The organism is Mesorhizobium erdmanii USDA 3471 (genome assembly GCF_000472705.1).
Classification (GTDB): domain Bacteria; phylum Pseudomonadota; class Alphaproteobacteria; order Rhizobiales; family Rhizobiaceae; genus Mesorhizobium; species Mesorhizobium erdmanii.
In genome coordinates this window covers 35822-62460 of the sequence record NZ_AXAE01000015.1, presented here as the reverse complement: position 1 = coordinate 62460, position 26639 = coordinate 35822, and the positions used below count along the sequence as shown (strand labels likewise).

Below are 26639 nucleotides of genomic sequence, written 5' to 3'. Positions count from 1 at the left end.
CACTATCTGTCATCTGTCACCTGTCGTTGCTCATGTTTTTCTACTGCACACAGCCCACCCCATGGCACGATCTCCAAGATCGCGGTAATATGACACCACAATGCCAAACGACAAATTGAACATACGGCAGGAGCGTTTCTGCCTTGGCCTCGCCGAGGGCCTTCCACAGTCTCGCGCATATGTTGACGCTGGCTATGCTGCGCGTGGCAATGCCGCTGAGGTCGCAGCCGCGCGCCTGTTCAGAAATGTTCAGGTGCAATCACGGATCGCCGAGTTGCAGGCTGGGGCTGCAAGGCGTTCAGAGATCACGGTCGATGATTTGATTGCTGAACTCGACAGCATGCGCAAGCTTGCCATTGCTTGCAAGAACCCGGCTGCAGGCGTGTCGGCAATCATGGGCAAAGCCAAGCTGCTTGGGCTGATCGTTGACAAAGCCGAAGTCGCCACCACGCTGCGAAAGCCCTTCCGTGAGCCCTGCGATATAGAGCGGCTGAGCCTTGAAGAGTGGACGGCTAAGTTCGCACCGAGGCGGTTGGCTTCCTAGGGCCTGGCGACAATTCGAAGGTTTTGCATCTCCCGGTAGTTCAAAGGTCTGGTCAGGCCTGATATTGCTCGCGCTATTCAAATGGGGGGTGGCAAACGAGAAATGAGCAAAAAAACCAAAACACCAAAGCGAACCAAGACTGCGAAGAAGGCAACATATCGTGTCCTGGCAAGGCAGCCGTTATCAATCGATGTTGCCGCTAAACAGATCGACTTATCGATACAGGGAGTGCCATCCAGTATCGCGATCAGGCCTGCGCACTCAGCACCGGCTCGTCAAAAAGAGGTCGGCGGATCAATTTTGGCTATCGAGTTCGAGGGAGAGCACGATACCGATCTCATGGCTGCGGCAAGGGACGGGTTTGAACTAATCGAAGACTTTCTGTCTGCCGTTTCATTGGTATCTGGTTCAACTTTTGGGCCGAGCACGCTTGACCAAGTGGCCCGCCTTGGTGCCGGGAAGGAAGAGAACTGCGAGTTTGTGCAGTTCTTGCAACTCCCCAACCACCATTGGCCTGAAGCAATATCCGAACCGATGATCAAGTCGGTGAGGGGTCTGCTTGCTCATTGGGATGGGTTGGAGAGCGGCAAGCGGCTTCGACGCGCTGCTCGCCGATACCGAGAAGCTGCAGGGCGTCTAGATGACATTGCTGCCTTTCAAGGAGCTTACATAGGGTTGGAGGCGATGGAACCTCCATTAGCAAAGATGGTCGGTCTCACGCCCGGCACCGAACTAATGAAGGGGAAATGTGAGCACTGCGGTGGGGAATACGCGCGCAAAAAGAACACACTGGTGGGTGTGCGCGCCTTCGTCTTGGACGGCCTGGACCCTGGTAGTGCCGACCCACGGCGCAAAGGCGACTGGAAGCTAATAAATACGCTTCGCAATGATCTAATGCATGGCCTCGCCGATGAGGGTGAACTCAGGAGCCGCCCTTTTGACGCGCTTATAGCGTCTATGCATTACCTCCATGACGCCATATCAATTTGCTCGCACGCATCCGATCAGTACAGCGAGAAATATCGACTGGCTCGCGCATTTCCGTGGGTTCTTGCCGGTTCATATACTACGAGATCGTGGAAAGACCTGAGTGAATGGGACCGGATTATAGAAACCTCTGAGTTCAAATGGGTCAGTCATGAAGGGCATGGTCTTGTCCCGGAAATCCACATCGTAAACCATGGAAAGAAGGACCTGGGAGGAGTTTTCGCTCGGTTAGGCAAGCCAATTTCATTCGCCACGATGTCGGATGTTCAGCCGTTATCCAACATGCTGATGGACTGACATCGCACTGAAGTGTCCGCTACATGTCGAAACCCGGCAGTCGAAAGGGCTTGGCTCGAACGGATTGTGAGTATTGTAAACGAACATATATAGTCCTTACACGACGTACGGAGCGTTCATGCAGCCGGTCATTTCCTATCTTCGCGTGTCGACCAACGGCCAGGGCAAAAGTGGCCTGGGCATTGAGGCGCAACGTCAGGCCATAGCTCATTTTGCCGAGGCCGAGGGGTTAGAAATGACTGCCGAGTTCGTCGAGATCGAGACCGGCAAGGGTGCCGATGCACTGTCCCGTCGTCCGAAACTGGCTAAGGCTCTTGCAGTCGCGAAGAAGGCCGGCTGCTCAATAGTCGTTGCCAAGCTGGACAGGCTTTCACGTGATGTTGCCTTCATTTCCGGTCTGATGGCGAAGCGCGTGCCGTTTATCGTCGCCGAGCTGGGGCCGAACGTCGATCCCTTTGTGCTGCACCTCTTTGCCGCCGTCGCCGAGCACGAAAGAGCTGTGATCTCGAAACGCACCCGTGCCGCCCTGGCCGCTGCCAAAGACCGTGGTGTCAAACTTGGCGGTCCGAAGCTTGCTGAAGCGCAGCGAAGATCGATGGAGGTTCGTATGGCGCAAGCCGACGCTTTCGCCGCCAACATCTTGCCGATCATCCGCGAAATCCAAGCGAGGGGGGTTACATCGTTGCGTCAGGTTGCCCTTGCGCTTAATGCGCGCGGCATTGCCTCGGCGCGCGGCGGGACGTGGACTGCGGTTCAGGTGACCGACATCATCAATCGCGAAGAGCGCTTGAAATCCAATCTGCCCGAGCCCGACGCTGAGCCGAATGAGATGGCTAAAGGTGGCGAGCCAGTATCGCGTACACCGCTTGGGTCCCGTTGGTGACAAGGCGACAGCGAGAAGGGACGATAAACCGTGACACAGATAGTCTTTCAGCCGGGCGGCGACTGTCTTCAGGCGTTCAACAATGATGCGATAATCGTTGCCGGCATCCTTGGCCTCGTGGTGATGCGGGCACCGGAGGACGACGCCGATATGGTCGGCGTACCCATCCACGCACAAGCCGAGACCTTCGGGGCTCTGCAAGTCGCTGGCTATAAACCGCATCTGATCGAGAAGCCCGAGGCGTTCGACGAGGTCTGGCGGCGCACCCATGCCGACTTCAGGGGCCTCGTCGACGGCAGGCGGACGTTGATGGTGTTTCGCCACGACGGCCCGGCACTCGTTTCGCTCGACGATCTCACGCCGGCCGAGATCGCGCGGCTGTATCCCAGGAACGAACTGTGAAGAGCCCGGCACCCGGCACGCCGGCATTTGTCGGCGGGCGGGGTAGGGGGTGCTTGTGGGGCCCCTGGTCCCGGCGGACGTTCGGCTTTTCACCATGTTCTCCGCTGCAGTACCATCCAAACCAGGGTGCTGGTGGACTAACTTACCCCTACTCGATCTTAAGAATTTCTGAGAGAGAACCCTGCAAGTGCGCAAAATTCCTAGACTCGGTGTTATTGGTCGAGCACAGACGAAAAAAGCCAGCCGGCAGGCCTTTGTTTGATGCCGGGTTCCATGCTTTCTGATGCAGTCAGTAACTTCCGATTCTAATCAGCAGGCAGCGGCTTTGAAGACTGAAGCTTCGGCGCAAGATCGCGTGATCTCATTGGGCGGCGGTTTGGCGGCGATTCCCGAACGCTTACTGCTTGCCCACGCGCGTGGTGAGGTTCTCTTCATTTGTGGTGCAGGCATTTCGAGGCCCGTAGGGTTGCCAGATTTCCGCGATCTTGTAGTCGACGTTTACGGCGTTCTCGATGCCAGTGTGTATCCCATCCTTAACGATTTGCCGCGCGGCACATGCAACCAGTGGGAAGTTGATGTGTCGACCCTCAATGATGCGCAGAGGGCTGAGGTCAAACGGTTCATCGCGGGCGACTACGATGTCGTCCTTGGAATGTTGGAGAGGCGGCTCGACGACCAAACACGCGGAGATAGTCGCGTTCGACGCGCTGTAGCCAACCGCCTGCGGGCCGGCGGGAACCAGCCGGCGGACATCCATCATGCACTTATGGGCCTCGCGGATCGCGGAGGTGCTAGCACAATCGTTACCACGAACTTCGATCTACTTCTTGAGCGAGCAGCGAAGCGGCGGAGCTCATCAGTTCAGACCTATTCGCTCGGATCGATCCCCAGACCAACTCGACAGGCAGATTTCGCCGGAGTGCTTCATATCCATGGCGCGCTCGATCCAAATCCAGACAGGCTTTCTGAGTTGGTCCTTTCGGATCAAGATTTCGGCGAATTTTACCTTCGTCGCAGAGTGGTGCCAGATTTCATCTATGACGCGGCCCGTTTGTTCCATTTGGTCTTGGTTGGCTATAGTGCGAGCGATCCCCCGATGCGCTATCTATTAAATGCAGTTGCGGCTGACGGAACTCGTTTCGACGATCTGAAGGAGCGTTTCACCTTCTTTGGGACAAATGCGCCTGACCCGGTTGCACTTGAGGACTGGAAGGGGCGCGGCATCACGCCCATCCACTACGACTCTCGGAACGGTCATTCCGCATTACGTACAACGCTTGAGCGGTGGGCAGAACTTTCAGCAATCAACGGAAGGCGAAATCGAGTTGATGCTGAAATGCGTCGGATCGTGAAAGCCCCTAGACAGAGCGCAGCCGAAGAGGATCGCGATCTGTTCGATCATTTAATCAGGCGAAGCAATACCAGTGAGCGTGTCAGATTATCCGCTTTGGCGTCAGACGCGAAGGCTGACTTAGGGTGGTTAGATTCAATTGTCGGGATTGGCGCTGAAAGAGAGCGGGAGCGTCGATCATGATCCCGGCTTGGTCATATCTCGACGACCGGGATCGGGCAGTATTGCGAGAAACGGTCGCGTTTCTGAACAAGCGTTTGGCGGAGTCGGCGACAATCGATTGGGCGCTTCGCTTGAAACCCGCCCAGCGTATAGAGCGCCTCGCTGTCGAAGATCTGCTGAATGGTCCCGGTACACGCGTTCTCGTTGAACCTTGGGCTACTGCGTGGCGATTAATCGAAGAAAGCTGGTCGACCTCCGCCGCTGAAGAAGGTCCATCGACAGCGATATACGGCATTCAAGAAAGACTTCGGGCGGGGGACCGTTCGGGGGCAATTATCTCGAAGATTGTTAGCCTTGTTGCGCCGCGTTTAAAGGTCGAACCAATCGATTCCTGGCGCTGGCAATTCATGAGGAAGCCGCGTCGCCCCAGATCATTCGAGGACCTGCTCTCCGCGAAGCTGACCAGTGGTGGTCTTGTCGATTTGAATTTGCTCGAACTTGGAAACATCACTGACGTCGAATTTCTGAAGGCCCTAGCAAATACGCTGGAATGCGCTGTCACCCAAGGCCTTGAAATAGCTAGGAGGCTGGGATGGGATGGGCAACGGCGGTTATGGCAGCTTGGTGGTTTGGGGCGCGTTTACTACACGACCAGCGTGCCGAACGCGGACGTCGAAAATGAGTCTGAGCGCGACCCTGACGCCTACAACGAAGGTATCGCGCCCTCGATCAAATTACTCCACGCCGTAGTTTCACGCATTGTCGTACTAAACGCCCCAGACGCACTGCAATTCGTCCAGCGATGGAGGCTGGCTCAATCGCCCCTTCACGTACGACTGTGGGCAGCAATGGCTCAAAACGCTGAACTGGTCTTGGCCGAGGAAGTGGGGGCATTCCTCCTTGGTGTCGATGACGATCAGTTCTGGGACCTAAACGTCTTTCCCGAAATCGCCGAACTTCGGGCCCTGCGTTTTAGCGATCTGAATGCTCAAGACCAGAAAGCGATTGCGAGACGCTTGCGCAAAGGCCCCGCGACTTCTGCGCCCAAGAAGGCGCGGCTTTATTGGACCGTTCGCGAACTGAAGCGGATCGAAGTCGGTGGAGGGGTTTTGCCGCCGAAAGAGCGCGCTTGGAAGGACGCCAAAATCGGCCAGTTTGCTGATCTGGTCGCGATGAACGTTGGCGAAGGATTTCCAGAAGCGTCCCAGGCGTATGATCTCTCCCCTGGTCCAGACTCGAAGTATGATGCGCTGAATGGCGTTGCACGCCTGCGCGCATTAGAAGTCGCGCTTTCAACCAGTCGCGGTGGTTGGAATGATGATCCCGCCGAACGGGCCAATGACTGGCTCCAGCAAATCGAGAATGCCTTGCTCGTTCTCGACGATCTGGAGGCAACGGGAAATGGCGGAGACGCGTTCCCGCGTGTTTGGAACCGTTTCGGCTGGGCGCATTCGCCGAAGAACCAAAGTACTCGGTCCGACGTGCAGCGAAATCTTGAAGCGGAAGCCAACCGCGTGCTCGCCCTTCTGAATGTTCTCGCGGACGCAACTTTGTCAGCTGCAATCGAGGGAATCAGCGCGTGGATGGACACATGGAATAAGCGAGTCGTCGCTGCTGAATTGGGTTTGCCTGTCTGGATGCGAATTTGGCCGATTGCCGTCGAAGCGACCAATACGAAATCAGACAACGCAGACGATGCTGATCTCAGCGTTGTGGCGCGTGTTGTCGGCGATGATCGCGAACCCATGGACCTGGATACGCTGAATACGCCCGCAGGAAAGCTTACGGGGGTTTTCCTGGCAGCTTGTCCGCGACTCACGGCCGAATCGCCGAACCCATTCCATGCGGGCAGCAATGCGCGCCAAATGCTAGACACGGTAATCAGCGCAACCGGCCGCAGCGGTTTGATCGTTCGGCACCGGCTCATCGAAGCTTTGCCGTATTTTCTACGGGCTGACCGTAGCTGGACCGAGCAACACCTGATTGCGCCCTTACTGAACGACACCGGATCATCGCTAGCCCTTTGGCGAGCTATCGCACGACGAACACACTTCACCGAGGTCTTGAAGGTTATTGGAGGCGCGATGGCTGAAAGGGCCACCGACCGCCGCCTGGGGCGCGAAACACGTCGGAGGCTAGTGTTCAGCCTGATCATAGAAAGTCTGCACGCCTTCCGAGAGCAGCGCGAACCGGCTGTGCCCAACTCGCGCATTCAACAAATGCTTCGAACCCTTGATGACGAGGTCCGCGCCTCCGCCGCAAACGCCATCCAGCAGTTCGTCCGAGAACTATCCGCCAAGGATCGGTCTGGGGTCTTGGAAGCACCCGGTCCTGCCGACTTATTCCGGTCGGCTGCCATGCCTTTTCTTCAACAGGTCTGGCCGCAAGAGCGTTCGCTGGCTACGCCCGGCGTCAGTGGCGCATTTGCTGATCTTCCGGCAACATCGGGTGAGGCATTTGCCGAGGCTGTCGATGCCATCGAACGTTTCCTTGTTCCCTTCGAATGCTGGTCGCTGCTTGATTATGGCCTATACGGCGAGGACGGCGGAGAAAAGAAGCTCGCGATTATAAATAGCGAAGCCAAAGCAAAGGCTCTACTTCGCCTGCTCGATCTGACTATTGGCACCTCCGAGGGTGCGGTTATTCCTCATGGGCTTACCGAGGCGTTGGATCAAATCCGATACGCAGCGCCTGAACTTGCAAAGGACCCGATCTACCGACGGCTGTCGACAGCAGCCAGACGCTAGGTACGCGATGATGCGGAGCATAGAGAGCCCTCTTTTCGGAAGGGTTCTAGCCTTGCGGCAGGCTTTTGCGGGTCGGCCAGTCTTGACAGGCCAAGCGCCGTGTTAGATGCAGCCAAAGGTGCAGGCGCAAGAAAGTCGTCTAAAAACAACGCAACGAAATCAGTGTGATAGCTGAAAATGATGGCGGAGAGGGAGGGATTCGAACCCCCGATGGGCTTGCACCCATGCCGCATTTCGAGTGCGGTGCATTCGACCACTCTGCCACCTCTCCGCGGTCATGGTCGGCCGTTGCCGGCGCGGCGCACTAGATAACGGCTGAACGGACAGGTTACAAGGCCAATCCGCGAGATATTTGGCTTGCCGGACGAGCCGTGGATTCAAGATGGTGTTTACCGTCGAGCCAACGCGGTTTTGCGGCAGCCACGCATCGTCGTCGTGGTAACGCTGGCTCGTCATGGTGACACGACCAATGGTTTGCCCGCCAATGACAAGTCTCGGCGCGGCCGTTTGCCTTGACTCCCGCTCAACCTTCGGTTACGGACAGCGCGCAATCGGCGTGGAGGGTTCTTCCGCGCCGCTTGTTTTTTGAACCCGCAGACTGACAAAAAGACGGCCGAACCGCCTCAGGTGGTTCATCAAGGCCGACCGAACAGCGAAAGGCAAAAAATGTTCGCAGTCATTAAAACGGGCGGTAAGCAGTATCGCGTTGCCGCCAACGATCTCCTGAAGATCGAAAAAGTCGAAGCCAATGTCGGCGATATCGTCGAGATCGGCCACGTGCTCGCGCATGGCGAGGGCGAGAATGTCACGTTCGGCGCGCCGTTCGTCGATGGTGCCCTGGTTACCGCCGAAGTCGTCGAGCAGGGCAAGAACCGCACGGTCATCGCTTTCAAGAAGCGCCGCCGCCAGAATTCGCGCCGCAAGATCGGCCATCGCCAGCTTTTGACCACCGTGCGGATCGCCGAGATCCTGCTGGGTGGCGCCAAGCCCGCCAAGAAGGCCGCCGTCAAGGCGGAAGCCAAGGCAGAGGTTGCCGCCGAGGCGAAGGCCGAGCCGAAGGCAAAGAAGGAAGCCGCCCCGAAGGACGACGTGAAGGCCGAGACGGCCGCGGCGCCGCTGTTCAAGGCGCCGAAAGGCGAGCCGGACGACCTGACCGTGATCAAGGGCATCGGCCCGGTCGCCGCCAAGGATCTCGCCGAGCAGGGCATCATCACCTTCGCGCAGCTGGCCAAGCTGTCCGACAAGGATGTCGCCAAGATCGACGAGCACATGCCGTTCAGCGCCGAGCAGATCAAGGACTGGCGCGAACAGGCCAAGGAACTGGCGAAGAAGTAATTTTTCCGGCGATCAGGTCGCCGGATCGGACTTGAAACGGAACGCGAACGCGTTCATAAGGCCTTTTAGGCGCCTTGCGGCGCAACGGAGTTAGTTAGATGGCACACAAGAAAGCTGGCGGCTCGTCGCGCAACGGTCGCGACTCGCATTCCAAGCGTCTGGGCGTGAAGAAGTTCGGCGGCGAAGCCGTCATCCCGGGCAACATCATCATTCGTCAACGCGGCACCACCTGGCATGCCGGCGTCAATGTCGGCATGGGCACGGACCATACGCTTTTCGCGCTCGAATCCGGCGCCGTGACGTTCAACAAAAAAGCCAACGGCCGAACCTACGTATCGGTCAATCCGATTACCAAAGCCGCGGAGTAGCCGGTTCCGCACTAGAACACCGGCGCCCATCTCGGGAACCGGTGTCTGGAAGCCAGGAAGTTTGGCAAAGCCAGGAAAAGGATCAGGGGAGATGGGTTTCCATCTCCCCTTTTTCTTTGTGCCTGGAGGACTTTGAAATGGTTGCCGAAGCGGAAGACTCAGAAGACGAAAGTTACGCGATAGACTGCCCGGTGCTGGTCACCGAGCGGCTAGTGATGCGGGCGCCGCACGAGGGCGATGTCGCGCAACTGGTCGAGCTTGCCGACAACCGCCATGTCGCCGAAATGCTGGCGCGCATGCCGCACCCCTATGGCGAGGCCGAGGCGCGCGCCTTCCTGGCGATGACCAAGACGCGCCGCGCCGGCATCGTCTATGCGCTGACGCTGGCCGGCACCGACACCTTCGTCGGCTGCGCCGGCCTCAACACCACCGATCGCGGGCTGGAACTCGGCTACTGGATCGGCGAGCCTCACTGGAAGCGCGGCTATGCGACGGAAGCCGCCCATGCGCTGGTCGACCTCGCCTTCCAGAGGACCTCGACCCAGGTGCTGCATGCCTCGACGCGGGTCATCAATCCGGCCTCGCGCCGGGTGATCCACAAATGCGGCTTCCAGTATGCCGGACAGGGCATGCTGAACTCCATCGTCGCCGGCCAGGTGCCGGTCGAGCGGTACAGGCTGGACAGGAAGACGTGGACCAGCCTCAGGAACTGGGTGCACTTTTGATGGATGGCGCCGGGCAAGCCAATGGTCGATGACAGCAACGATCTTGAAACGATCGCGATCGCGCCGATAACGCCGGACGACGTCGAAAGCTTTCATCGCGCGCTTGATCTCGTCGCGCGTGAGCGGAAGTACCTGTCCTTCCTCAAGGCGCCACCACTGGATCAAACCCGACGATTCGTATTGGACCGTATCGCGAGAGGCGATCCGGGTTTCATCGCTGTTGTTCGTGGCGAGGTCGTCGGTTGGTGCGATATCTCACGCCATGATCGACGCATCCATGCCCATCGCGGAGCCCTCGGAATGGGAATTGTTGCCTCCCATCGAGGGCGTGGCCTTGGATTGCGGCTTATCAATGCGACCCTGACGCAGGCACGCAAGGTCGGCTTTGTCCGCGTCGAGCTGTGCGTACATGCCGACAATGCCCGCGCCATCGCTCTCTATGACAAGGTCGGGTTTGTCAGGGAGGGTGTGCAGCGCGACGCTATCTGTATCGACGGACAATACGGCGATACGATCATGATGGCGATCGTCGAACGCGAAAACGCAGACGGATGACGAGGCATCAGCCCAGTTCGACCCATACCGGTCGATGATCGGAGCCGACCGATTGCCCGTCGACCCACAGGCGCTTCAGCGACCGGGCAAGCGAGGCGCTGGTGAAGACGTAGTCGATGCGCTTGTGGAGGTTGGCGTTGGCGGCGTCGTTGGGGTCGACCCAGCTGACGAGATCGTCGCCGGCGACATTGAGGCGCACGGCGGCATCGACGGCGAAGTCGGCGGTCAACGGCATGCCGAATTCATGGTCCGGCCGGCCGGCAAGTTCGACATATTCGGGCGAGCCAGCCAGCATGTTGAAATCGCCCATGGCGACAAAGGCCTCGGGATGCGGCAATTCCGGCAGGCCGATCTCGGCGACGCCGGACAGCGCGCCACCTTCGAGCGCGTAGTTCAACAGGCGGCGGCGCAGGAACTGAATCTGGCTGGCGCGTTCGACCGGGCTGCGGTGATCGAGATGGATGGAATAGAAGCGGATGAAACCAAGCGGCGTCTCGATCAGCGCCTCCAGCGCGCCGCGCTGGAAATTCATCATCTCGAAGCTGCGGCTGCGCGGCAAAAGCAGGTTGCGCGACAGATGGATGGGCGTTTTCGACAGCATCATGTTGCCGAGCTGAAAGGTCGTGGTGATGGCGCGGCCGTTTTCGATGCGCGAGCCGATATTGGCCTCGAAGTTGCTGCCATAGACGGCGAAATAATCGGGCAGCGCCTCGCCGATCTCGGCGACCATGTCGCGCCCGCCGTTCCTGGGATTGTTGCGGGTGACCTCTTGCAGCGCGATCACGTCGGCGCCGCGCACCGCGTCGGCAATGCGCGCGACATCGTAGTGGCCATCAAGCCCGATGCCGTATTGGATGTTGTAGGTTACAAGCTTCATGCCAGGATTTCTCCGGCCGAACCCACGCGGCCTTTGTCACAAAACGGCCTCGCCCTTCGCCGCGCCTTGGTTTAGAGCAAGGCGCAAGGTTTAGAGCAATGCCGCAAGGCCAATAAAAGAAACTGCAATCCCATGAAATTTCTCGATCAAGCCAAGGTCTATGTCCGCTCGGGTGACGGTGGCGCCGGTTCGGTGTCGTTCCGGCGCGAGAAATTCATCGAGTTCGGAGGGCCGGATGGTGGCGATGGCGGGCGTGGCGGCGACGTCTGGCTGGAAGCGGTCGACGGGCTGAACACGTTGATCGACTATCGCTACCAGCAGCATTTCAAGGCCAAGACCGGCGTCCACGGCATGGGCCGCAACATGACCGGCGCCAAGGGCGCCGACGTCACGCTGAAAGTGCCGGCCGGAACCCAGGTTTTCGAGGAGGACAATGAGACGCTGATCTGTGACCTCACCGTCGTCGGCCAGCGCTTCCTGCTCGCCAAGGGCGGCAATGGCGGCTTCGGCAACCAGCATTTCAAGACCTCGACCAACCAGGCGCCGCGCCGCGCCAATCCCGGCCTTCCCGGCGAGGAGCTCAACATCTGGCTGCGGCTGAAGCTGATCGCCGATGCCGGGCTGGTCGGGCTGCCCAATGCCGGCAAGTCGACCTTTCTCGCCGCCGTCACCGCGGCCAAGCCGAAGATCGCCGACTATCCCTTCACGACGCTGCATCCCGGCCTCGGCGTCGCGCGCATCGATGCGCGCGAATTCGTCATCGCCGACATTCCGGGCCTCATCGAAGGCGCGCATGAGGGTGTCGGCATCGGCGACCGCTTCCTCGGTCATGTCGAGCGCACGCGCGTGCTGCTGCATCTGGTCTCGGCGCAGGAGGAAAATCCCGGCAAGGCCTACAAGACCGTGCGCGCCGAACTCCAGGCCTATGGCCACGGCCTGACCGACAAGGTCGAAATCTTGGCGCTCAGCCAGGTCGATACGCTCGACGCCGATGAACGCAAGAAGAAGGTCGCTTCGTTGAAGCGCGCCGCCGGTCGGGCGCCGATGCTGCTGTCGGCCGTCACCGGCGAGGGGGTCGAGGCGGTGCTCCGAGCGCTGATGGCAGTCGTGGCCGAGGCGCGGGCGCAGATCGCTGCCCCGGTCGAGACGCGCTGGGAAAAGTAAGGCCATGCAGTCGCTGAAAAAATACCGGCGCATCACCGTCAAGATCGGCTCGGCGTTGCTAGTTGATCGCGCAACCGGGTTGAAGCGCGACTGGCTGGCCTCGCTCGCCGACGACATTGCCGTGCTCGCCCAGGGCGGCGCCGAAATCCTCGTCGTGTCTTCCGGCGCCATCGCGCTCGGCCGCACCATTCTCGGCCTTGGCAAGCGGGCGCTGAAGCTAGAGGAGAGCCAGGCTGCGGCAGCCGTCGGCCAGATCGCGCTCGCCGGCGCCTGGTCGGATGCGCTCGGCAAGGGCGCGCTGAAATCCGGCCAGATTCTCTTGACCCTTGGCGACACCGAGGAGCGCCGCCGCTACCTCAACGCGCGGGCGACGATCTCGACGCTGCTCAAGATGAAGGCGGTGCCGGTCATCAACGAGAACGACACGGTGGCCACCTCCGAAATCCGCTACGGTGACAATGACCGGCTGGCGGCGCGGGTGGCGACGATGATGGGCGCCGATCTTCTGGTGCTGCTCTCCGACATCGACGGGCTCTATACCGCCCCGCCGGCGCGTGATCCCAATGCCAGGTTCATCCCGGTCGTCGACCGCATCACGCCTGACATCGAGGCGATGGCGGGGGCGGCTGCGTCGGAGCTGTCGCGCGGCGGCATGCGGACAAAACTCGATGCCGGCAAGATCGCCACCGCCGCCGGCACGGCGATGATCATCACTTCAGGCACGCGGCTGTCGCCGCTGATGGCAATCGAGCGCGGGGAGCGCGCTACCTTCTTCCGGCCGAGCGCCAATCCGGTCAAAGGCTACAAGACCTGGATCGCCGGCCAGCTCGAACCGGCCGGCCGGCTGACGGTCGATGCCGGCGCCATCGGCGCGCTCACATCGGGCAAATCGCTGCTTCCGGCCGGCGTCAAGCTGGTCAGCGGCAACTTTTCACGCGGCGACACGGTGGCGATCCTGTCGCCCGAGGGCCGCGAGATCGCGCGCGGGCTGGTTGCCTACGATGCCGCCGATGCCGTAAGGATCGCAGGCCTGAAGACGGCCGAGATCGAAACCGTGCTCGGCTACGAGGCGCGTTCGGCGATGATCCACCGCGACGATCTGGTGGTGAGTCATTCCGATGACATAGACAGAGGATGAGCCATGCTGAAGCTGCATGAAAAATCCGGGGACGACACCGTGGCGCTGATGGCGGATATCGGCCGCCGCGCCCGCGCTGCCGCCCGACCGCTGGCCATCGCCATCACCGCCGTCAAGAACACCGCGCTGCTTGCCATGGCCGACGCGATCGTGGCTCGGGAGCAAGACATTCTCGACGCCAATGCCATCGACATCGCGAATGGCCATGAGTCCGGCCTGTCCGGCTCTTTCATGGACCGGCTGAAGCTGAACCCGGATCGCATCCGCGCCATGGCCGCCGGCATTCGCGAGATCGCCGAACTGCGCGATCCTGTCGGCGACGTCATCGCCGAGTGGGACCGGCCGAACGGCTTGCATATCGAGCGCGTGCGCACGCCGCTCGGCGTCGTCGGCGTCATCTATGAAAGCCGGCCCAATGTCACCGCCGATGCCGGTGCGCTCTGTCTCAAGGCCGGCAATCCGGTAATCCTGCGCGGCGGCTCGGATTCGCTCAATTCATCCGCCGCCATCCATGCCTGCCTGGTCGAAGGCCTGAAGGCCGCCGGCCTGCCGCAAGACGCCATCCAGCTGGTGCCGACAACCGACCGCGCCGCCGTCGGGGAGATGCTGAAGGGGCTTGGCGGTACGCTCGACGTCATCATCCCGCGCGGCGGCAAAAGCCTGGTCGGGCGGGTGCAGAGCGAGGCGCGCGTGCCGGTGTTCGCCCATCTCGAGGGCATCTGCCATCTCTACATCGACCGCTCGGCCGAGCTCGACATGGCGGTGAGGATCGCCGTCAACGCCAAGATGCGGCGCACCGGTGTCTGCGGTGCCGCCGAAACGCTGCTGGTCGACCGCGCCGTGGCATCCACCCACCTGGTGCCGATCCTCGACGCGCTCCACACCGCCGGCTGCGAGATCCATGCCGATCAAGAGGTGCTGAAGGTGTTTTTCGACGCCAAGCCGGCGACCGATGCCGACTGGGGGACGGAATATCTCGACGCCATTATCGCGGTGAAGCTGGTCGATGGCATCAGTGGTGCGATCGAGCATATCGAAACCTTCTCCTCGCATCACACCGAGGCGATCATCGCCGAGGATGCCAATACCGTTGAGCGGTTCTTCAACGAGATCGATTCGGCCATCCTGCTGCACAATGCCTCCACGCAGTTCGCCGATGGCGGCGAGTTCGGCATGGGTGCCGAAATCGGCATCGCCACCGGCAAGATGCATGCGCGCGGGCCGGTCGGCGTCGAGCAGCTGACCTCGTTCAAATACCGCGTGCGCGGGTCGGGACAGGTGAGGCCTTGAAGCTTTTCGTCGTCAGAGCCTGAGGCAATGCTGGCATCTTCCGAACCGGCGGTACCCTCCCGTTACCTGAAGATGCCGCATGCCGAAAAGGGTCTCGCCGTCGGGCTGTTCGGCGGCTCGTTCAACCCGCCGCATGCCGGTCATGCGCTGGTCGCCGAGATTGCGCTGAGGCGCCTGGCGCTCGACCAGCTGTGGTGGATGGTGACACCGGGCAATCCGCTCAAGAGCACCAGGGAACTGGCGCCGCTGGCCGAGCGGTTGCAACTGTCGGAGCGGATCGCCAAGAACCCGAAAATCAAGGTCACCGCCTTTGAGGCGGCGCATCACGTGCGCTATACCGCCGACACGCTGGCGCTGGTCAAGGCGCGCAATCCCGGCGTCGACTTCGTCTGGATCATGGGCGCGGACAGTTTGCGCGATTTCCATCGCTGGCAGCGCTGGCGCGAAATCGTGCTGACCTTTCCGATCGCGGTCATCGACCGGCCGGGCGCGACGCTGTCGTTCCTGTCGTCCGTCGTTGCCAAGACCTTCGACTATGCCCGCATCGATGAAGGCGACGCGCCGCTGCTGGCGCGCATGAAGGCGCCAGCCTGGACCTTCATCCACGGCCCGCGCTCGTCGCTGTCGTCGAGCGCGATCCGCAGGATGGCCAGGTCGTGACCGATCTCGGCCTGCCGGCGGTTCGTGCTTTCCGGACTTGCGGGCCGGCCGGGCCGAGCCGACCTCGCCGCTGGGCGAAATCCTGGTCATGTCAAGCCCGCGCTGGCACCCGTCCGGCGATGTCGCTTTTGCGGCGGTCTTTTGCCCGGGGGTAGGCGATGCTGCGCGGATGCTGGAGAAGAACCGCACCACGATCGAGCCGGAGCATGGCAGCGCGCCGACACCGCTGATCGCGATCGCCAGCGTCATCGTGTCGATGGCGCTGATCGCCATCGGCAATGGGCTGATGTTCGCCTACATCCCGGTTCGGCTCGGCGTCGAGGGTTTCGACCCGACCTGGGCCGGGCTGATCATAACCGGCCTGTCGGCCGGCGGCCTCGCCGGCTGCATCCTGACCGGACCGCTGGTGCGCAGGGTCGGCCATGCCCGCGCCTTCATGGTGCTGTCGGCGCTGATCGCGCTCGCCAATGCCGCCGTCGGCGCCGGGCCGTATCCGGTCTTGTGGATCGCCGCACGTGCCCTTTACGGCTTTGCCATATGCGGCCTGTTCATCGTCGCGCAGAGCTGGCTGAACGATGCGGTCGCCAATGCCATACGCGGCAGGGTGATGGCCTTCTTCTATGTCGCCTACGTCGCCGGGCTGGGTGTCGGCTATGCGACGCTGGCGCTGGTCGATATCAAAACGGCAGACGCGCCGCTGATCGGCATCGCCTTCACCGCTCTGTCGATCCTGCCCGTCGGCATGACGCGGCTGGCGCAGCCACCCGCTCCGCAGGCGGCCTCGGTGGCGCTGGGTCGGGCCTGGCGGATTTCGCCGGTCGGCGTCGCCGGCATGCTGGCGGTCGGCGGGCTGTCCATGTCAATTGCGGGTTTCGCGCCGATCCATGCGACGGCCAAGGGTTACAGTCAGGCCGATGTGGCGCTGCTGCTTTCGGTGATGCCGCTCGGCACGCTGATCCTGCAGCTTCCCTTCGGCTGGATTTCCGACCGCACCGACCGTCGTTACGTGCTGATCGGAGCGTCCGCGCTTGCCGCGGCGTCCGGCATGTTCGCGCTCGGTTTCGACGGCGGCGCGCTGCCGGCGCTGCTGGTGATCTACGTCTTGTGGGACGGCGCCTCGGAATCGATCTATTCGCTGTCCAGCGCGCACGCCGCCGACCGCGCCGGCAAGGAGGACATGGTGGCGCTGTCCAGTTCGCTGTTGTTTGCCTGGTCGTTGGCCGGGTTTGTTGTTCCGGGCATCGTGACGGCGCTGTCAGCCGTGTTCGGGACGCAGGCCTTCATCTACGTGGCCGTCGTCATCGCCTGTGCATTCTGCCTGTTCGCGCTGTTGCGCGTGTTCACCACGCAGGCCGTGCCTGCCGCCGAGACCGGCAGCTTCGCGCCGATGACGGCGCAGGCACCGCTGCCGGTGGAACTTGCCTATGCACCGGATGAGCAGACGGTTCGGACCAAGGACTGAAAGGCTGATTCCCGCAACCGCCTACTGCTTACGAGCCTCGGGCGCCGGGGCTTCCGGCGGCGGCAGCGGGATGGAGATGCCCTCGCTGTCGAAAGCCTGCTTGGCGCGTTTGGTCATGTCGATGTTCGTCGAGAAGTAGTCGGCCGCCGAGGTCCAATAGCGCAAGGTGAGCGAAACGGTGCTGTCGCCGAGACCGGCCACGAAGGCGATCGGCGCCGGTTCGCGGCGGATGCGCTTCTCGGCACCGGCAATGGCAAGCAATGTCTTCTGGGCGCGGTCGATGTCGTTCCACGAGCCGATGCTCACGCCGATGTCGGCGCGACGCACGCCATTGCGCGAATAATTGCGCACGGGCTGGTTCCACAACGTCGAATTGGGCGCCAGGATGTAGACGCCGTCGGCGGTCCTGAGCTTGGTGGCGAACAGGCCGATTTCCTCGACCGAGCCCGATATCGCGCCGACCTCGACGGACTCGCCGATGCGGAACGGCCGCAGCGCCAGGAGCATGATGCCGGCGGCGATGTTCTGCAGCGTGCCTTGCAGCGCCAGGCCTATTGCAAGGCCGATGGCGCCGATCGCGGCGATGATCGAGGCGGTCTGCACGCCGAACTGGCCGAGCACCATGATGACGACCAGGATCAGGATGGCGTAGCGCACGATCTTGGAAAAGAAATGCCGCAGCGTCGCATCGAAGCCGTGGATGTGGCCAAGACCGGCAAAGATCGAGCGCTCTGCGAGGCCGGCGACGATGTAGCCGACCACCAGGAGGATGACAGCGCCGATGGCCGAGAAGGAATAGGAGACGATCAGCGTGCTGAGCTGCGCGAGACCAGCCTGGACGGTGAGAAGGGTGTTTTGCGGGTCGATCGGCATGGCTGGGTTCCCTGTTGTTTCAACCAATTCCTAAGGAAGCGCGCTGCGCGCTTTTCTCGGGAAACCGCTTCGCACCTATCCTGGAATTGCTTCTGGTCGGTCAGCCGATAACCGCTGCGCGACGCCTGGGTTCCGATCTTTTTGCGTGCCGTATGGAACAACCGGGCAACCGGCGAGTTCGCATGAGTTGGGGCTGCGTCTTGAAACTGTCAGGGAACTCTGCCTATCTAAGCGGTGTCGCCCGCTTTTGGGGTGATTTGGTTGTTCTTGCTGCGAAAGGAAATACACTGAGAACAGCACTGCGGAAGAAGGCCGATATCATGCCTTCGCCGGCCAGGATCAGCGTAGACGACGCCGTGTCCCGTGCCATCAAGACAGTCCTTGCCAGTCTGGAAGACTCCAAGGCCGAAAATATTGTCTCAATCGACATTCAGGGGAAATCGAGCCTCGGCGACTACATGGTCGTCGCGTCGGGCCGATCGCACCGCCATGTCTCGGCTGTCGCCGACCATCTGCTCAAGGCGCTCAAGGATGCCGGCCTCGGCACCGCGCGCGTCGAGGGGCTGTCCGGCGCCGACTGGGTCCTGATCGATTCGGGCGATATCATCGTCCATGTCTTCCGCCCCGAAGTCCGCGAATTCTACAATCTTGAAAAGATGTGGCAGGCGCCGGATCTCGAGGAAGAGACCCTTCATTAAGCTGCCCGGTGTCGTTTCCCAAAAGCGGATTTTACCTTTGGGTGACATGCACTAACGGCTTATAGAGGCGGGATGAAGATTTCAGTTCATGCCGTGGGCCGAATGAAAACCGGCCCCGAGCGGGAGTTGGCCGACCGCTATTTCGAGCGCTTCGCCAAGAGCGGGCCAGCGGTCGGGCTCGAATTCGCCGGGATCACCGAGATCGCCGAGGGCCGGTCGCAGAGCGCCGCCGAACGCCAGCGCGACGAAGCCTCCAGGCTGCAGGCGCAGTTGCAGCCGGGCACGGCCCTTGTCCTGCTCGACGAGCGCGGCAAGAGCCTTTCCTCGCCGGATTTCGCCAATCGCATCGGACAGTTGCGCGACGGCGGGCGCAAGGCGCTGGTGCTGGCCATAGGCGGCGCCGACGGCCACGATCCGTCGCTGCGCGACCAGGCCGATCTGGTGCTGTCGTTCGGTGCCCTGACCTGGCCGCATCAACTGGTGCGGGTGATGCTTGGGGAGCAGCTCTACCGAGTGGCGACGATCCTGTCCGGCCATCCCTATCATCGCTCGTGAGCCTGCCGCTACAGTTGTCGCCGATTGTGATTCGCGCCTGCCGCCTGGATTTCCGCCCCAATGCCGCGCAAGATCGAAGATCCTTGGTTTCTGTGTATGTCGTTTTCCAAAGAACCGGGACCACTTTTGGGCGGCACGCCTCCGGGGGGCGGGCTCGTCAAACATGGTTGATGATTCGTTAACGAAGCCGCGGATAGTATAGATCGCGAATGTCTGAAGGCTGGAAATCGACACCGGGCTCAACAACGGGCTCATCAACCGGGCGCTTCGGCCGCGCGCGCTGCGGCATCGCCGCGGCCGCGATGCTTTTGTCGTTCCATGCGGCGCGGGCCGAGAACACGCTCGACATGGCGCCCGATCCGGACCAGAGCCGCGCAGAGTACGAACAGGTTTCCAAGGAGATCACGCTGTCGTCGGAACGGCTGGCCAAGCTCGCCGCCGATATCGCCGCGGTCAAGAAGGACCACGCCTCGATCACTGCGGCGTTGATCCAGTCGGCGATGACCGAGCAGAAGCTTGGCCAGGACATCGAGGATATCGGCGCCAAGCTGGAAGGGCTGAAGGGCCAGCAGCAGAAGATCCGCGCCTCGCTCATGGCGCGGCGTGACGTGCTGGCCGAAGTGCTGGGCGCGCTGCAGCGCATGGGTCTCAATCCACCGCCGGCGATCCTGGTCAAGCCGGAGGACGCGCTGTCTTCGGTGCGCAGCGCCATCCTGCTCGGCGCCGTGGTGCCGGAATTGCGCCAGCAGACCGATAGCCTGCTGGCCGACCTCAAGGAACAGACCCGGGTGACGGCCTCGATCGAGGCCGAGCGGGCGCGGCTGACGGAGGCGGTCGGCGACCAGACGGCCGAAAAGAAGCGGCTCGGCATGCTGCTGGAGGCCAAGCAGAAGCTCGAGGCCGACACGCAGGCGCAGATGACGGCCGAACGGCAGCGTTCCGAGCAATTGGCGGCCAAGGCCTCCAGCCTGAAGGACCTGATCGCCTCGCTCGAAGCGCAAGCCGACAAGACCCGCAAGGCCGCGGATGCCGCCAAGGCAGCCGGCGCCAGCAGTGCGGGCGACGACAAGACGGCATCGCTGCCGGTCCCCGAAGGCAACCAACTCACCGCCGCGGCGCCCTTTTCGGCGCTGCAGGGGCAGATCGCGCTGCCGGTCACCGGCCGCATCAAACGCCGGTTTGGCGCCGATGACGGTAACGGCGCGGTGATGCTTGGAGACATGCTTGCGACACAATCGGGAGCCATCGTCACCGCACCGGCGGATGGGAATGTGCTTTATGCGGGGCCGTTTCGCTCCTATGGTCAACTCTTGATCCTCAATGCCGGGGACGGCTATCATGTCGTTCTGGCGGGGATGAGCAGAATCAGCGTCGTGACCGGCCAGTCGGTGCTCGCAGGAGAGCCGGTCGGCGCGATGGGAGAGGCCCGGGTGGCAAGCACCTCGGTTTCGAAGAATGGAAATGCCACGCCGGAACTCTATGTCGAGTTCCGCAAGGATGGAAAACCCGTCGATCCGGCCCCATGGTGGGCGGACCGTTTTTCTGGAAGGACGTGAAATGATGCGGAAACTGTCGCTTCTGTTTGCCGGTGCGCTGATGGGCGCATCCGCCATGAGCCTTGTCTATGGCGCTCCTGGCTCGTCGGCGAACGCTGCAGGATCGGAGACCTACAAGCAGTTGGCGATATTCGGCGACATCTTCGAGCGGGTGCGGGCACAATATGTCACGCCGCCCGACGACAAGTCGCTGGTCGAGAACGCCATCAACGGCATGCTTTCGTCGCTGGATCCGCACTCCTCCTACATGAATGCCGAACAGGCGCAGGACATGCGCGTGCAGACCAAGGGTGAGTTCGGCGGCCTCGGCATCGAGGTCACCATGGAGAACGATCTGGTCAAGGTGATCACGCCTATCGACGACACGCCCGCCGCCAAGGCCGGTGTGCTGGCCGGCGACTATATTGCGAAAATCGATGGTGAAGAGGTTCGCGGCCTGACGCTCAACGACGCAGTCGACAAGATGCGCGGCCTGGTCAACACGCCGATCAAGCTCACCATCCTGCGCCAGGGCGCCGACAAGCCGATCGAACTGACGGTGGTGCGCGACATCATCAAGGTCAAGGCGGTCAAGTTCCGGGTCGAGAACGACATCGGCTACATGAAGATCACCTCCTTCACCGAAAAGACCTATGACGATCTCGAGAACGCCATCGACACCATCAAGAAGCAGGTGCCGGACGACAAGCTGAAGGGCTATGTGCTCGATCTGCGCCTCAATCCGGGCGGTCTGCTCGACCAGGCGGTGAGCGTGTCGGATGCGTTCCTGAAGCGCGGCGAGATCGTCTCGACGCGTGGCCGCGATCCGAAGGACGTCACGCGTTTCGACGCCAAGCCGAAGCAGACCGACGACATCAACGGCAAGCCGATGATCGTGCTCGTCAATGGCGGCTCGGCCAGCGCTTCCGAGATCGTCGCCGGCGCGCTGCAGGACCTGCGCCGCGTCACGGTGGTCGGCACGCAGTCCTTCGGCAAGGGTTCGGTGCAGACCATCATTCCGCTCGGCGAGAATGGCGCGCTCCGGCTGACGACGGCGCTCTACTACACGCCGTCCGGCAAGTCGATCCAGGGCAAGGGCATCACGCCCGACATCAAGGTCGACCAGCCGCTGCCGCCGGAACTGCAAGGCAGGGATCTGACGCGCGGCGAATCCGATCTCAAGGGCCACATCAAGGGCGCCGACGAGAGCAAGACCGGCTCGGGCTCGGCAGCCTATGTGCCGCCGGATCCGAAGGACGACCTGCAGCTGATCTACGCCGAGCAGCTGCTGCGCGGACAGAAAACCGATCCGGCCTTCCCGCCCAATCCGGAAAAGGCCGTGCTCAACCAGTAAGCCGGCAACAGTCTGGCCGGTTGAACGAAGCAATGCGATGCTGCCGGGACCGAAAGGTTCCGGCAGTTTGATTCGGGGAGGCAAGGCGAGGCTTCCAGATACGGCGCCAGCTGCGCCAGGATTGATAAATTCGCGCATGTCGCCGAAGGGTTTGCCTTCGGAACCATGCGCTCCGGGGACAGGGCTTGGCTGATATCGGCAAGGACATCGAACGCCCGCTTGGACAGACCGTCCGGGCGCCGCGCGCCGCTGGCAAAATCAGCACAGGCATTGTCGCGGCGAGCGTCGTCGTGCTGGCGGTGGTTGGTGTTTCAGCCGCGATAGCGCTCCGGGAAAAGCCGTTTCGCAAGCCACAAGAAGTCGCCGTTTCGACGCCGAAGGTGACGGCGGCGGCCGAGCCCGCCGCGGCGCCATCCGCCTTGGCTCCTGTCACGGCGCCAAAGGTCGAAACGCCAACCAAGGCCGGTGGTCCGCAGATCATCCATGTGCAGAAGGAAGAGGGCGAAGGCCCGCCGCAGGCGGCCATCGTCATTCGAGACCCGTCGAGCATCGGGCAGAACCTGAAGATCGCGCATCTTCCCGACAAGGCGTTGATCGAAGCCAGCGACACCGGGCCGTTGCCGATGCGCGCGGCCGATGGCAGGCGGCCGTTCGATGTCTATGCGCGGCCCTGGTCCGGCGCGCGCGGGGCGCGGGTGGCGATCGTTATCGGCGGGCTCGCCGTCTCGCAGACCGGCACGCAAGCCGCGATTGCCAAGCTGCCGGCGGAAGTGACGCTGGCCTTCGCGCCGCAAGGCAATAGCATCGGCCGCTGGATGCAGGCCGCCAGGCAGAGCGGCCACGAGATCGTCATGCAAGTGCCGCTCGAACCGTTCGATTATCCCAACGTCAACCCCGGCCGCAACACGCTGACGGTGGCGGCGAGCGCGGACGAGAACCTGAAAAGCTTGCATTGGGCGCTGTCGAGGACGACGAACTACACCGGCGTCATGAACTATATGGGCGCGCGCTTTTCCGCCGACGCCGGGGCGATGGGACCGTTCATGGCCGAGCTCGGCAAAAGGGGGCTCGCCTATGTCGACGACGGTTCGTCGGCGCGCAGCCTGGCATCGGACATGGCGCTCAAGGACGGCGTGCCCTTCGTCGCCGGCGACACGGCGATCGACGCGGTGCAGGATCGCGGCGCCATCCTCAAGAAACTCGACAGTCTCGAAGCCACCGCGCGCGCCAAGGGCACAGCCGTCGGTATCGGCTCGGCCTTTGATCTGACCGTCGACACCGTCTCGTCCTGGATTGCCGAGGCCAAGAAGCGCGGCATCGAGATCGTGCCGATTTCGGCGGTGGCCATCGATCCGCAGAAAGGCTAACAGCCGTCTTGATAATTCTACTCCGGTGGGCATCTGGCGACGTTTTCTGCGCTACTACAGCGCCGCGCATCCTTTGGATGCGCAAAGGACGCTGTAGCTTTTTTGATTTGCGTATGATCCTTTCCGAAAATCGGTTTCGATTTTCGGGGTCATACGCTGCTCACGTACTTTAAAGTACGCTCCGCTCCGGTTCTCGAAACCGCTCGCCACCTGCCTCACCAGAACGAATTCTCAAAACGGCTGGAAATCTTGCCTATGGCCAAAAAAATCGACCGGGAAACGCTGCCCTATCGTCCCTGTGTCGGGCTGATGATCCTCAATGGCGAGGGCCTGGTCTGGATCGGGCATCGCATCGCCGAACCCGACAGCGAATTCGCCGGTACGACGCAGCTCTGGCAGATGCCGCAAGGCGGCATCGACAAGGGCGAAGAGCCGCTGCCGGCGGCCGAGCGCGAGCTCTATGAGGAGACCGGCATGCGCAGCGTCTCGCTGCTCGCCGAGGCGCCGCATTGGATCAACTATGATCTACCGGACGATCTCGTCGGCATTGCCCTCAAGGGCAGATATCGCGGCCAGACACAGAAGTGGTTCGCCTTCCGCTTCCACGGCGATGTCAGCGAGATCCAGATCAATCCGCCTCCCGGCGGCCACACCGCCGAATTCGACGAATGGTCGTGGCGGCCGATGCGGGACCTGCCCGACCTGATCGTGCCGTTCAAGCGCAAGGTCTATGAAGAGGTGGTGGCGGCGTTCAGCCATCTGGCGCGATAGTCGCGAAAACTCTCGTCGAGGTTGCCGCACCCATGCGGTGGTCTTATTGATGGCTGATGCAACGAGGGTCGCCATGAACGACACCGTCAACCGGGCTGCCGCGGACACTGTCGCCGATTGGCCGGTCGGCGAAGCGGCGGCTGGCGCAATCCTGACCATCGATTTGGGCGCGATCCGCGAGAACTACCGGCGGCTGAAGGCGCGGCTGGCCGGCGTGCGCTGCGCCGGCGTGGTCAAGGGCAATGGCTACGGTCTCGGCGCAGCGCAGGTGGCATCGGCCTTGACCCGGGAAGGCTGCGGCATCTTCTTCGTCGCGCTGCTGGCCGAAGGCATCGCGCTGCGCAAGGCGATCGGGAGCCGACCAGACATCTACGTGCTGAACGGGCTGCCGCCGGGCTCCGAGCCGGAAGCGGTGACGGCTGATCTCTGCGCGGTCGTCAACAGTGGCGCGCAACTACATGCCTGGCGCGCGGCGGCGCATGCCGCCGGCCGTCGGCTGCCGGCCGCCATCCAGGTCGACAGCGGCATGTCGCGGCTCGGCATGGCGCCTGCCGAAATCGAGACCGTCGCGGGGGATGCCAGCGCGTTCGATGGCATCGATGTCAGATACGTGATGAGCCATCTCGCCTGCGCCGACGAGCCGCGCCATCCGGCCAACGAACAACAGCGGCTGGCTTTCGAGCGGCTGCGCACCATGCTGCCAAGGGCGCGCGCCTCGCTCGCCAATTCGTCCGGCATCTTTCTCGGGCCGTCCTATCACCACGACCTCGCTCGTCCCGGCGCCGCGCTCTACGGCATCAACCCGACGCCCGGCGAGCCCAATCCGATGCTGCCTGTCGTACGGTTGCAGGCCAAGGTGGCGCAGACCCGTCATGTCGAGAAGGGCACGGGCATCGGCTATGGCCACACTTATCATGCGGACGGTCCGCTGAGCCTGGCGACGATCTCGTTCGGCTACGCGGATGGTTGGCTGCGCCGCTCCGCTTCGGCGGCCTGGTTCGAGGGCGTGCGCCTGCCTTTCCTCGGGCGCGTGTCGATGGATTCGATCATTCTCGACGTGTCCGCCCTGCCGCCCGGCAGGCTGCGCGAAGGTGATCTCGTCGAGTTGCTGGGTCCCTCGCAAAGCGTCGACGATGCCGCCGGCCATGCTGGCACCATCGGCTATGAAATCCTGGCCAGTCTCGGCCCGCGCTTTCACCGGCACTATGTCGGCGGTTGAGCGGTTTGGCCGCGCTTGACAAGCGGGCGCCTGTCGGCAAGGTTCGGGGCATGAGCAACCTCGCTTATACCAGAACCTTGTTCAGGGTCTGCCCGATCGCGGGATCGTAGCCCCGGCGCGGCCGCCTGTCGGCGTCCGTTCGTATCGGGGCATCCATACATCCAGTCTCCATCAAGCCGTCCAGCCTTTCGCCGCTGCCGGCTTTTCGTAACGCCGCCAGTGCGGCGGCAAGCGCGCATTCGTTCGATGCGCCGATCCATGAGGTTTGCCATGCAACATGCAACGGGACTGCGTCCAAGCAGCCGGATTCTGATCAGCGACACCGACCATGACAGGTTGACCGGCCTGGCGAGAGCCTTGCTAGACCGTGCCCCCGAGACGGCCGAAGAACTGCTTTCGGAAATGGACCGGGCTACCGTCACGGACGCTGCGGCGATGCCGGCCGACGTGGTGCGTATGGGTTCGATCGTGACGGTCCGCGCCGAAGGCGGCGATACCCAGCGCATCACGCTGGTCTATCCCGGCGAAGCCGACATTGCCGAAAACAGGATTTCGGTGCTGACGCCGATGGGAACGGCGCTCATCGGAGCGGCGATAGGGCAGGCGGTGTGCTGGAGCAGTCGTGACGGCCGTGAACTGTCGGTTACCGTCGAAGCCGTCGACACGCCAGCTGCCGAACCGCGGCTGCGCGGATCGTGGAGGCGGTGATGATGAACCCAAATTGCTGCCTGACAACCAAGGACCGCGCTGTCCTCGAAGTCATGCTGGAGCGCCGGCGGGCCTTCGCCGATCCGATCGTGGACATGCTGGAACACAAGCTTTCAAGCGCCGATGTGGTCTCGATCGATACGGTCGGCCCCGATATCGTTACGCTGAACAGCAGGGTGGTGTTCAGCATCGATGCCGGTCAGGCCGAGACGCGTACCCTGGTGCAGAACGAGGCGCGCGGGCCGGTCGGCTCCAGCCTGTCGGTCGCGACCAGGCGTGGTCTCGGCATGCTTGGCATGGCTCGGGGGCAGACGGCTTCTATAGAACACGCCGATGGCCGGCGAGAGTCGATCCTGATCGAGGCCGTACTTTACCAACCGGAGGCTGCCCAGAGCGCGGTCAGGCGGAAAGACCGGGCCGACGGGCGGCGACCGCACGGGCTCACTCTCGTCCACAGCGCCTCGGCCGATTGGCGGCCTCTTGGCGTGACGGCTGGAATGCGGCAGACAGAAGACGACGACCCCGGTCCTTCGGCGGCGTGAATGGGCAGCAGCGCATGGTTCTCGAAAATCGGCATCGATTTTCACTTGGGATCATGCGCAAATCGAGAAA

At 62.2% G+C, this 26639-nt stretch carries 26 protein-coding genes and 1 tRNA gene; 24 read left to right on the top strand and 3 right to left on the bottom strand.

Features of this window, described 5'->3' with window-relative positions; translation table 11 throughout:
• Nucleotides 1–100 precede the first annotated feature (100 nt).
• The 6 genes from A3AU_RS01000000135330 to A3AU_RS0112050 all read left to right on the top strand — a co-directional run bounded on the left by A3AU_RS01000000135330 (nt 101) and on the right by A3AU_RS0112050 (nt 7373).
• Nucleotides 101–544, top strand: coding sequence for a terminase small subunit (locus A3AU_RS01000000135330; RefSeq protein ID WP_051355345.1), 444 nt, complete (start codon nt 101–103; stop codon nt 542–544).
• A 102-nt stretch (nt 545–646) separates the two neighbouring features.
• Complete coding sequence (locus tag A3AU_RS0112080; RefSeq protein ID WP_027053055.1) at nt 647–1828, top strand: hypothetical protein; 1182 nt, start codon at nt 647–649, stop codon at nt 1826–1828.
• A gap of 118 nt (nt 1829–1946) precedes the next feature.
• Complete coding sequence (locus A3AU_RS0112075; RefSeq protein WP_027053054.1) at nt 1947–2711, top strand: recombinase family protein; 765 nt, start codon at nt 1947–1949, stop codon at nt 2709–2711.
• A 30-nt stretch (nt 2712–2741) separates the two neighbouring features.
• The gene (locus tag A3AU_RS0112070) at nt 2742–3113 is read left to right on the top strand and encodes a MutS N-terminal domain-containing protein (RefSeq protein ID WP_027053053.1); all 372 of its coding nucleotides are present in this window, start codon (nt 2742–2744) and stop codon (nt 3111–3113) included.
• A 283-nt stretch (nt 3114–3396) separates the two neighbouring features.
• Nucleotides 3397–4647 carry an SIR2 family protein gene (locus tag A3AU_RS1000000137795; RefSeq protein WP_081709504.1) on the top strand — a complete coding sequence of 417 codons (1251 nt, stop codon included), beginning with the start codon at nt 3397–3399 and terminating at the stop codon, nt 4645–4647.
• Nucleotides 4644–7373, top strand: coding sequence for a hypothetical protein (locus A3AU_RS0112050; RefSeq protein ID WP_027053050.1), 2730 nt, complete (start codon nt 4644–4646; stop codon nt 7371–7373). Before A3AU_RS1000000137795 ends, A3AU_RS0112050 begins: the two co-directional genes overlap by 4 nt.
• A 181-nt stretch (nt 7374–7554) precedes the next feature.
• Here A3AU_RS0112050 and A3AU_RS0112045 read toward each other — a convergent pair.
• Nucleotides 7555–7644 (bottom strand) — tRNA-Ser (locus tag A3AU_RS0112045).
• Nucleotides 7645–8039: 395 nt separating this feature from the next.
• Here A3AU_RS0112045 and A3AU_RS0112040 point away from each other — a divergent pair.
• From A3AU_RS0112040 to A3AU_RS0112025, 4 genes are all read left to right on the top strand, one after another.
• On the top strand, nt 8040–8708 hold the full coding sequence (locus tag A3AU_RS0112040) for a 50S ribosomal protein L21 (protein WP_027053049.1): 669 nt from the start codon (nt 8040–8042) through the stop codon (nt 8706–8708).
• Nucleotides 8709–8806: 98 nt separating this feature from the next.
• Nucleotides 8807–9076, top strand: coding sequence for a 50S ribosomal protein L27 (gene rpmA / locus A3AU_RS0112035; protein WP_027053048.1), 270 nt, complete (start codon nt 8807–8809; stop codon nt 9074–9076).
• Nucleotides 9077–9213: 137 nt separating this feature from the next.
• Nucleotides 9214–9801, top strand: a complete 588-nt coding sequence (locus tag A3AU_RS0112030) for a GNAT family N-acetyltransferase (protein WP_027053047.1) — start codon at nt 9214–9216, stop codon at nt 9799–9801.
• A gap of 21 nt (nt 9802–9822) precedes the next feature.
• On the top strand, nt 9823–10356 hold the full coding sequence (locus tag A3AU_RS0112025) for a GNAT family N-acetyltransferase (RefSeq protein WP_027053046.1): 534 nt from the start codon (nt 9823–9825) through the stop codon (nt 10354–10356).
• A gap of 7 nt (nt 10357–10363) precedes the next feature.
• On the opposite strand, the gene A3AU_RS0112020 is transcribed toward A3AU_RS0112025, so the two are convergent.
• Entirely contained in the window at nt 10364–11233 is an 870-nt protein-coding gene (locus A3AU_RS0112020) for an endonuclease/exonuclease/phosphatase family protein (protein ID WP_027053045.1), read from the bottom strand.
• A 132-nt stretch (nt 11234–11365) separates the two neighbouring features.
• On the opposite strand from A3AU_RS0112020, the gene obgE reads away from it, so the two are divergent.
• The 5 genes from obgE (at nt 11366) to A3AU_RS0111995 (ending at nt 16947) form a co-directional block, all read left to right on the top strand.
• Nucleotides 11366–12397, top strand: a complete 1032-nt coding sequence (obgE, locus tag A3AU_RS0112015) for a GTPase ObgE (protein ID WP_027053044.1) — start codon at nt 11366–11368, stop codon at nt 12395–12397.
• A 4-nt stretch (nt 12398–12401) separates the two neighbouring features.
• Nucleotides 12402–13535: a glutamate 5-kinase gene (gene proB, locus A3AU_RS0112010; RefSeq protein ID WP_027053043.1), complete on the top strand. Its 1134-nt coding sequence runs from the start codon at nt 12402–12404 to the stop codon at nt 13533–13535.
• 3 nt (nt 13536–13538) lie between these two features.
• Entirely contained in the window at nt 13539–14825 is a 1287-nt protein-coding gene (locus tag A3AU_RS0112005) for a glutamate-5-semialdehyde dehydrogenase (RefSeq protein WP_032917255.1), read from the top strand.
• 72 nt (nt 14826–14897) lie between these two features.
• A complete protein-coding gene (locus A3AU_RS0112000) occupies nt 14898–15485 on the top strand; it encodes a nicotinate-nucleotide adenylyltransferase (RefSeq protein WP_027053041.1) in 588 nt (195 codons plus the stop codon).
• 169 nt (nt 15486–15654) lie between these two features.
• Nucleotides 15655–16947: an MFS transporter gene (locus A3AU_RS0111995; protein ID WP_027053040.1), complete on the top strand. Its 1293-nt coding sequence runs from the start codon at nt 15655–15657 to the stop codon at nt 16945–16947.
• A 21-nt stretch (nt 16948–16968) separates the two neighbouring features.
• Here A3AU_RS0111995 and A3AU_RS0111990 read toward each other — a convergent pair whose 3' ends face one another.
• Nucleotides 16969–17820 carry a mechanosensitive ion channel family protein gene (locus tag A3AU_RS0111990; protein ID WP_027053039.1) on the bottom strand — a complete coding sequence of 284 codons (852 nt, stop codon included), beginning with the start codon at nt 17818–17820 and terminating at the stop codon, nt 16969–16971.
• Between the two features lie 320 nt (nt 17821–18140).
• Here A3AU_RS0111990 and rsfS point away from each other — a divergent pair, with 320 nt between their 5' ends.
• From rsfS to A3AU_RS0111945, 9 genes are all read left to right on the top strand, one after another.
• Nucleotides 18141–18518, top strand: coding sequence for a ribosome silencing factor (rsfS, locus tag A3AU_RS0111985; RefSeq protein ID WP_023777607.1), 378 nt, complete (start codon nt 18141–18143; stop codon nt 18516–18518).
• Nucleotides 18519–18590: 72 nt separating this feature from the next.
• Nucleotides 18591–19073 (top strand): 23S rRNA (pseudouridine(1915)-N(3))-methyltransferase RlmH, encoded by a 483-nt coding sequence (rlmH, locus tag A3AU_RS0111980; RefSeq protein WP_027053038.1) that lies wholly within the window; start codon nt 18591–18593, stop codon nt 19071–19073.
• A 209-nt stretch (nt 19074–19282) separates the two neighbouring features.
• The gene (locus A3AU_RS0111975; protein ID WP_027053037.1) at nt 19283–20629 is read left to right on the top strand and encodes a murein hydrolase activator EnvC family protein; all 1347 of its coding nucleotides are present in this window, start codon (nt 19283–19285) and stop codon (nt 20627–20629) included.
• Between the two features lies 1 nt (nt 20630).
• Nucleotides 20631–21962, top strand: a complete 1332-nt coding sequence (locus A3AU_RS0111970; protein WP_023777611.1) for a S41 family peptidase — start codon at nt 20631–20633, stop codon at nt 21960–21962.
• A 185-nt stretch (nt 21963–22147) separates the two neighbouring features.
• Nucleotides 22148–23329, top strand: coding sequence for a divergent polysaccharide deacetylase family protein (locus tag A3AU_RS0111965; RefSeq protein ID WP_027053036.1), 1182 nt, complete (start codon nt 22148–22150; stop codon nt 23327–23329).
• Nucleotides 23330–23578: 249 nt separating this feature from the next.
• Entirely contained in the window at nt 23579–24100 is a 522-nt protein-coding gene (locus A3AU_RS0111960; protein WP_027053035.1) for an RNA pyrophosphohydrolase, read from the top strand.
• 73 nt (nt 24101–24173) lie between these two features.
• Nucleotides 24174–25319 carry an alanine racemase gene (gene alr, locus A3AU_RS0111955; protein WP_027053034.1) on the top strand — a complete coding sequence of 382 codons (1146 nt, stop codon included), beginning with the start codon at nt 24174–24176 and terminating at the stop codon, nt 25317–25319.
• A gap of 270 nt (nt 25320–25589) precedes the next feature.
• Nucleotides 25590–26027 carry a nucleoside diphosphate kinase regulator gene (rnk, locus tag A3AU_RS0111950; RefSeq protein ID WP_027053033.1) on the top strand — a complete coding sequence of 146 codons (438 nt, stop codon included), beginning with the start codon at nt 25590–25592 and terminating at the stop codon, nt 26025–26027.
• The gene (locus tag A3AU_RS0111945) at nt 26027–26569 is read left to right on the top strand and encodes a GreA/GreB family elongation factor (protein ID WP_027053032.1); all 543 of its coding nucleotides are present in this window, start codon (nt 26027–26029) and stop codon (nt 26567–26569) included. The genes rnk and A3AU_RS0111945 overlap by 1 nt, the downstream gene beginning before the upstream one ends.
• Nucleotides 26570–26639: the final 70 nt, after the last annotated feature.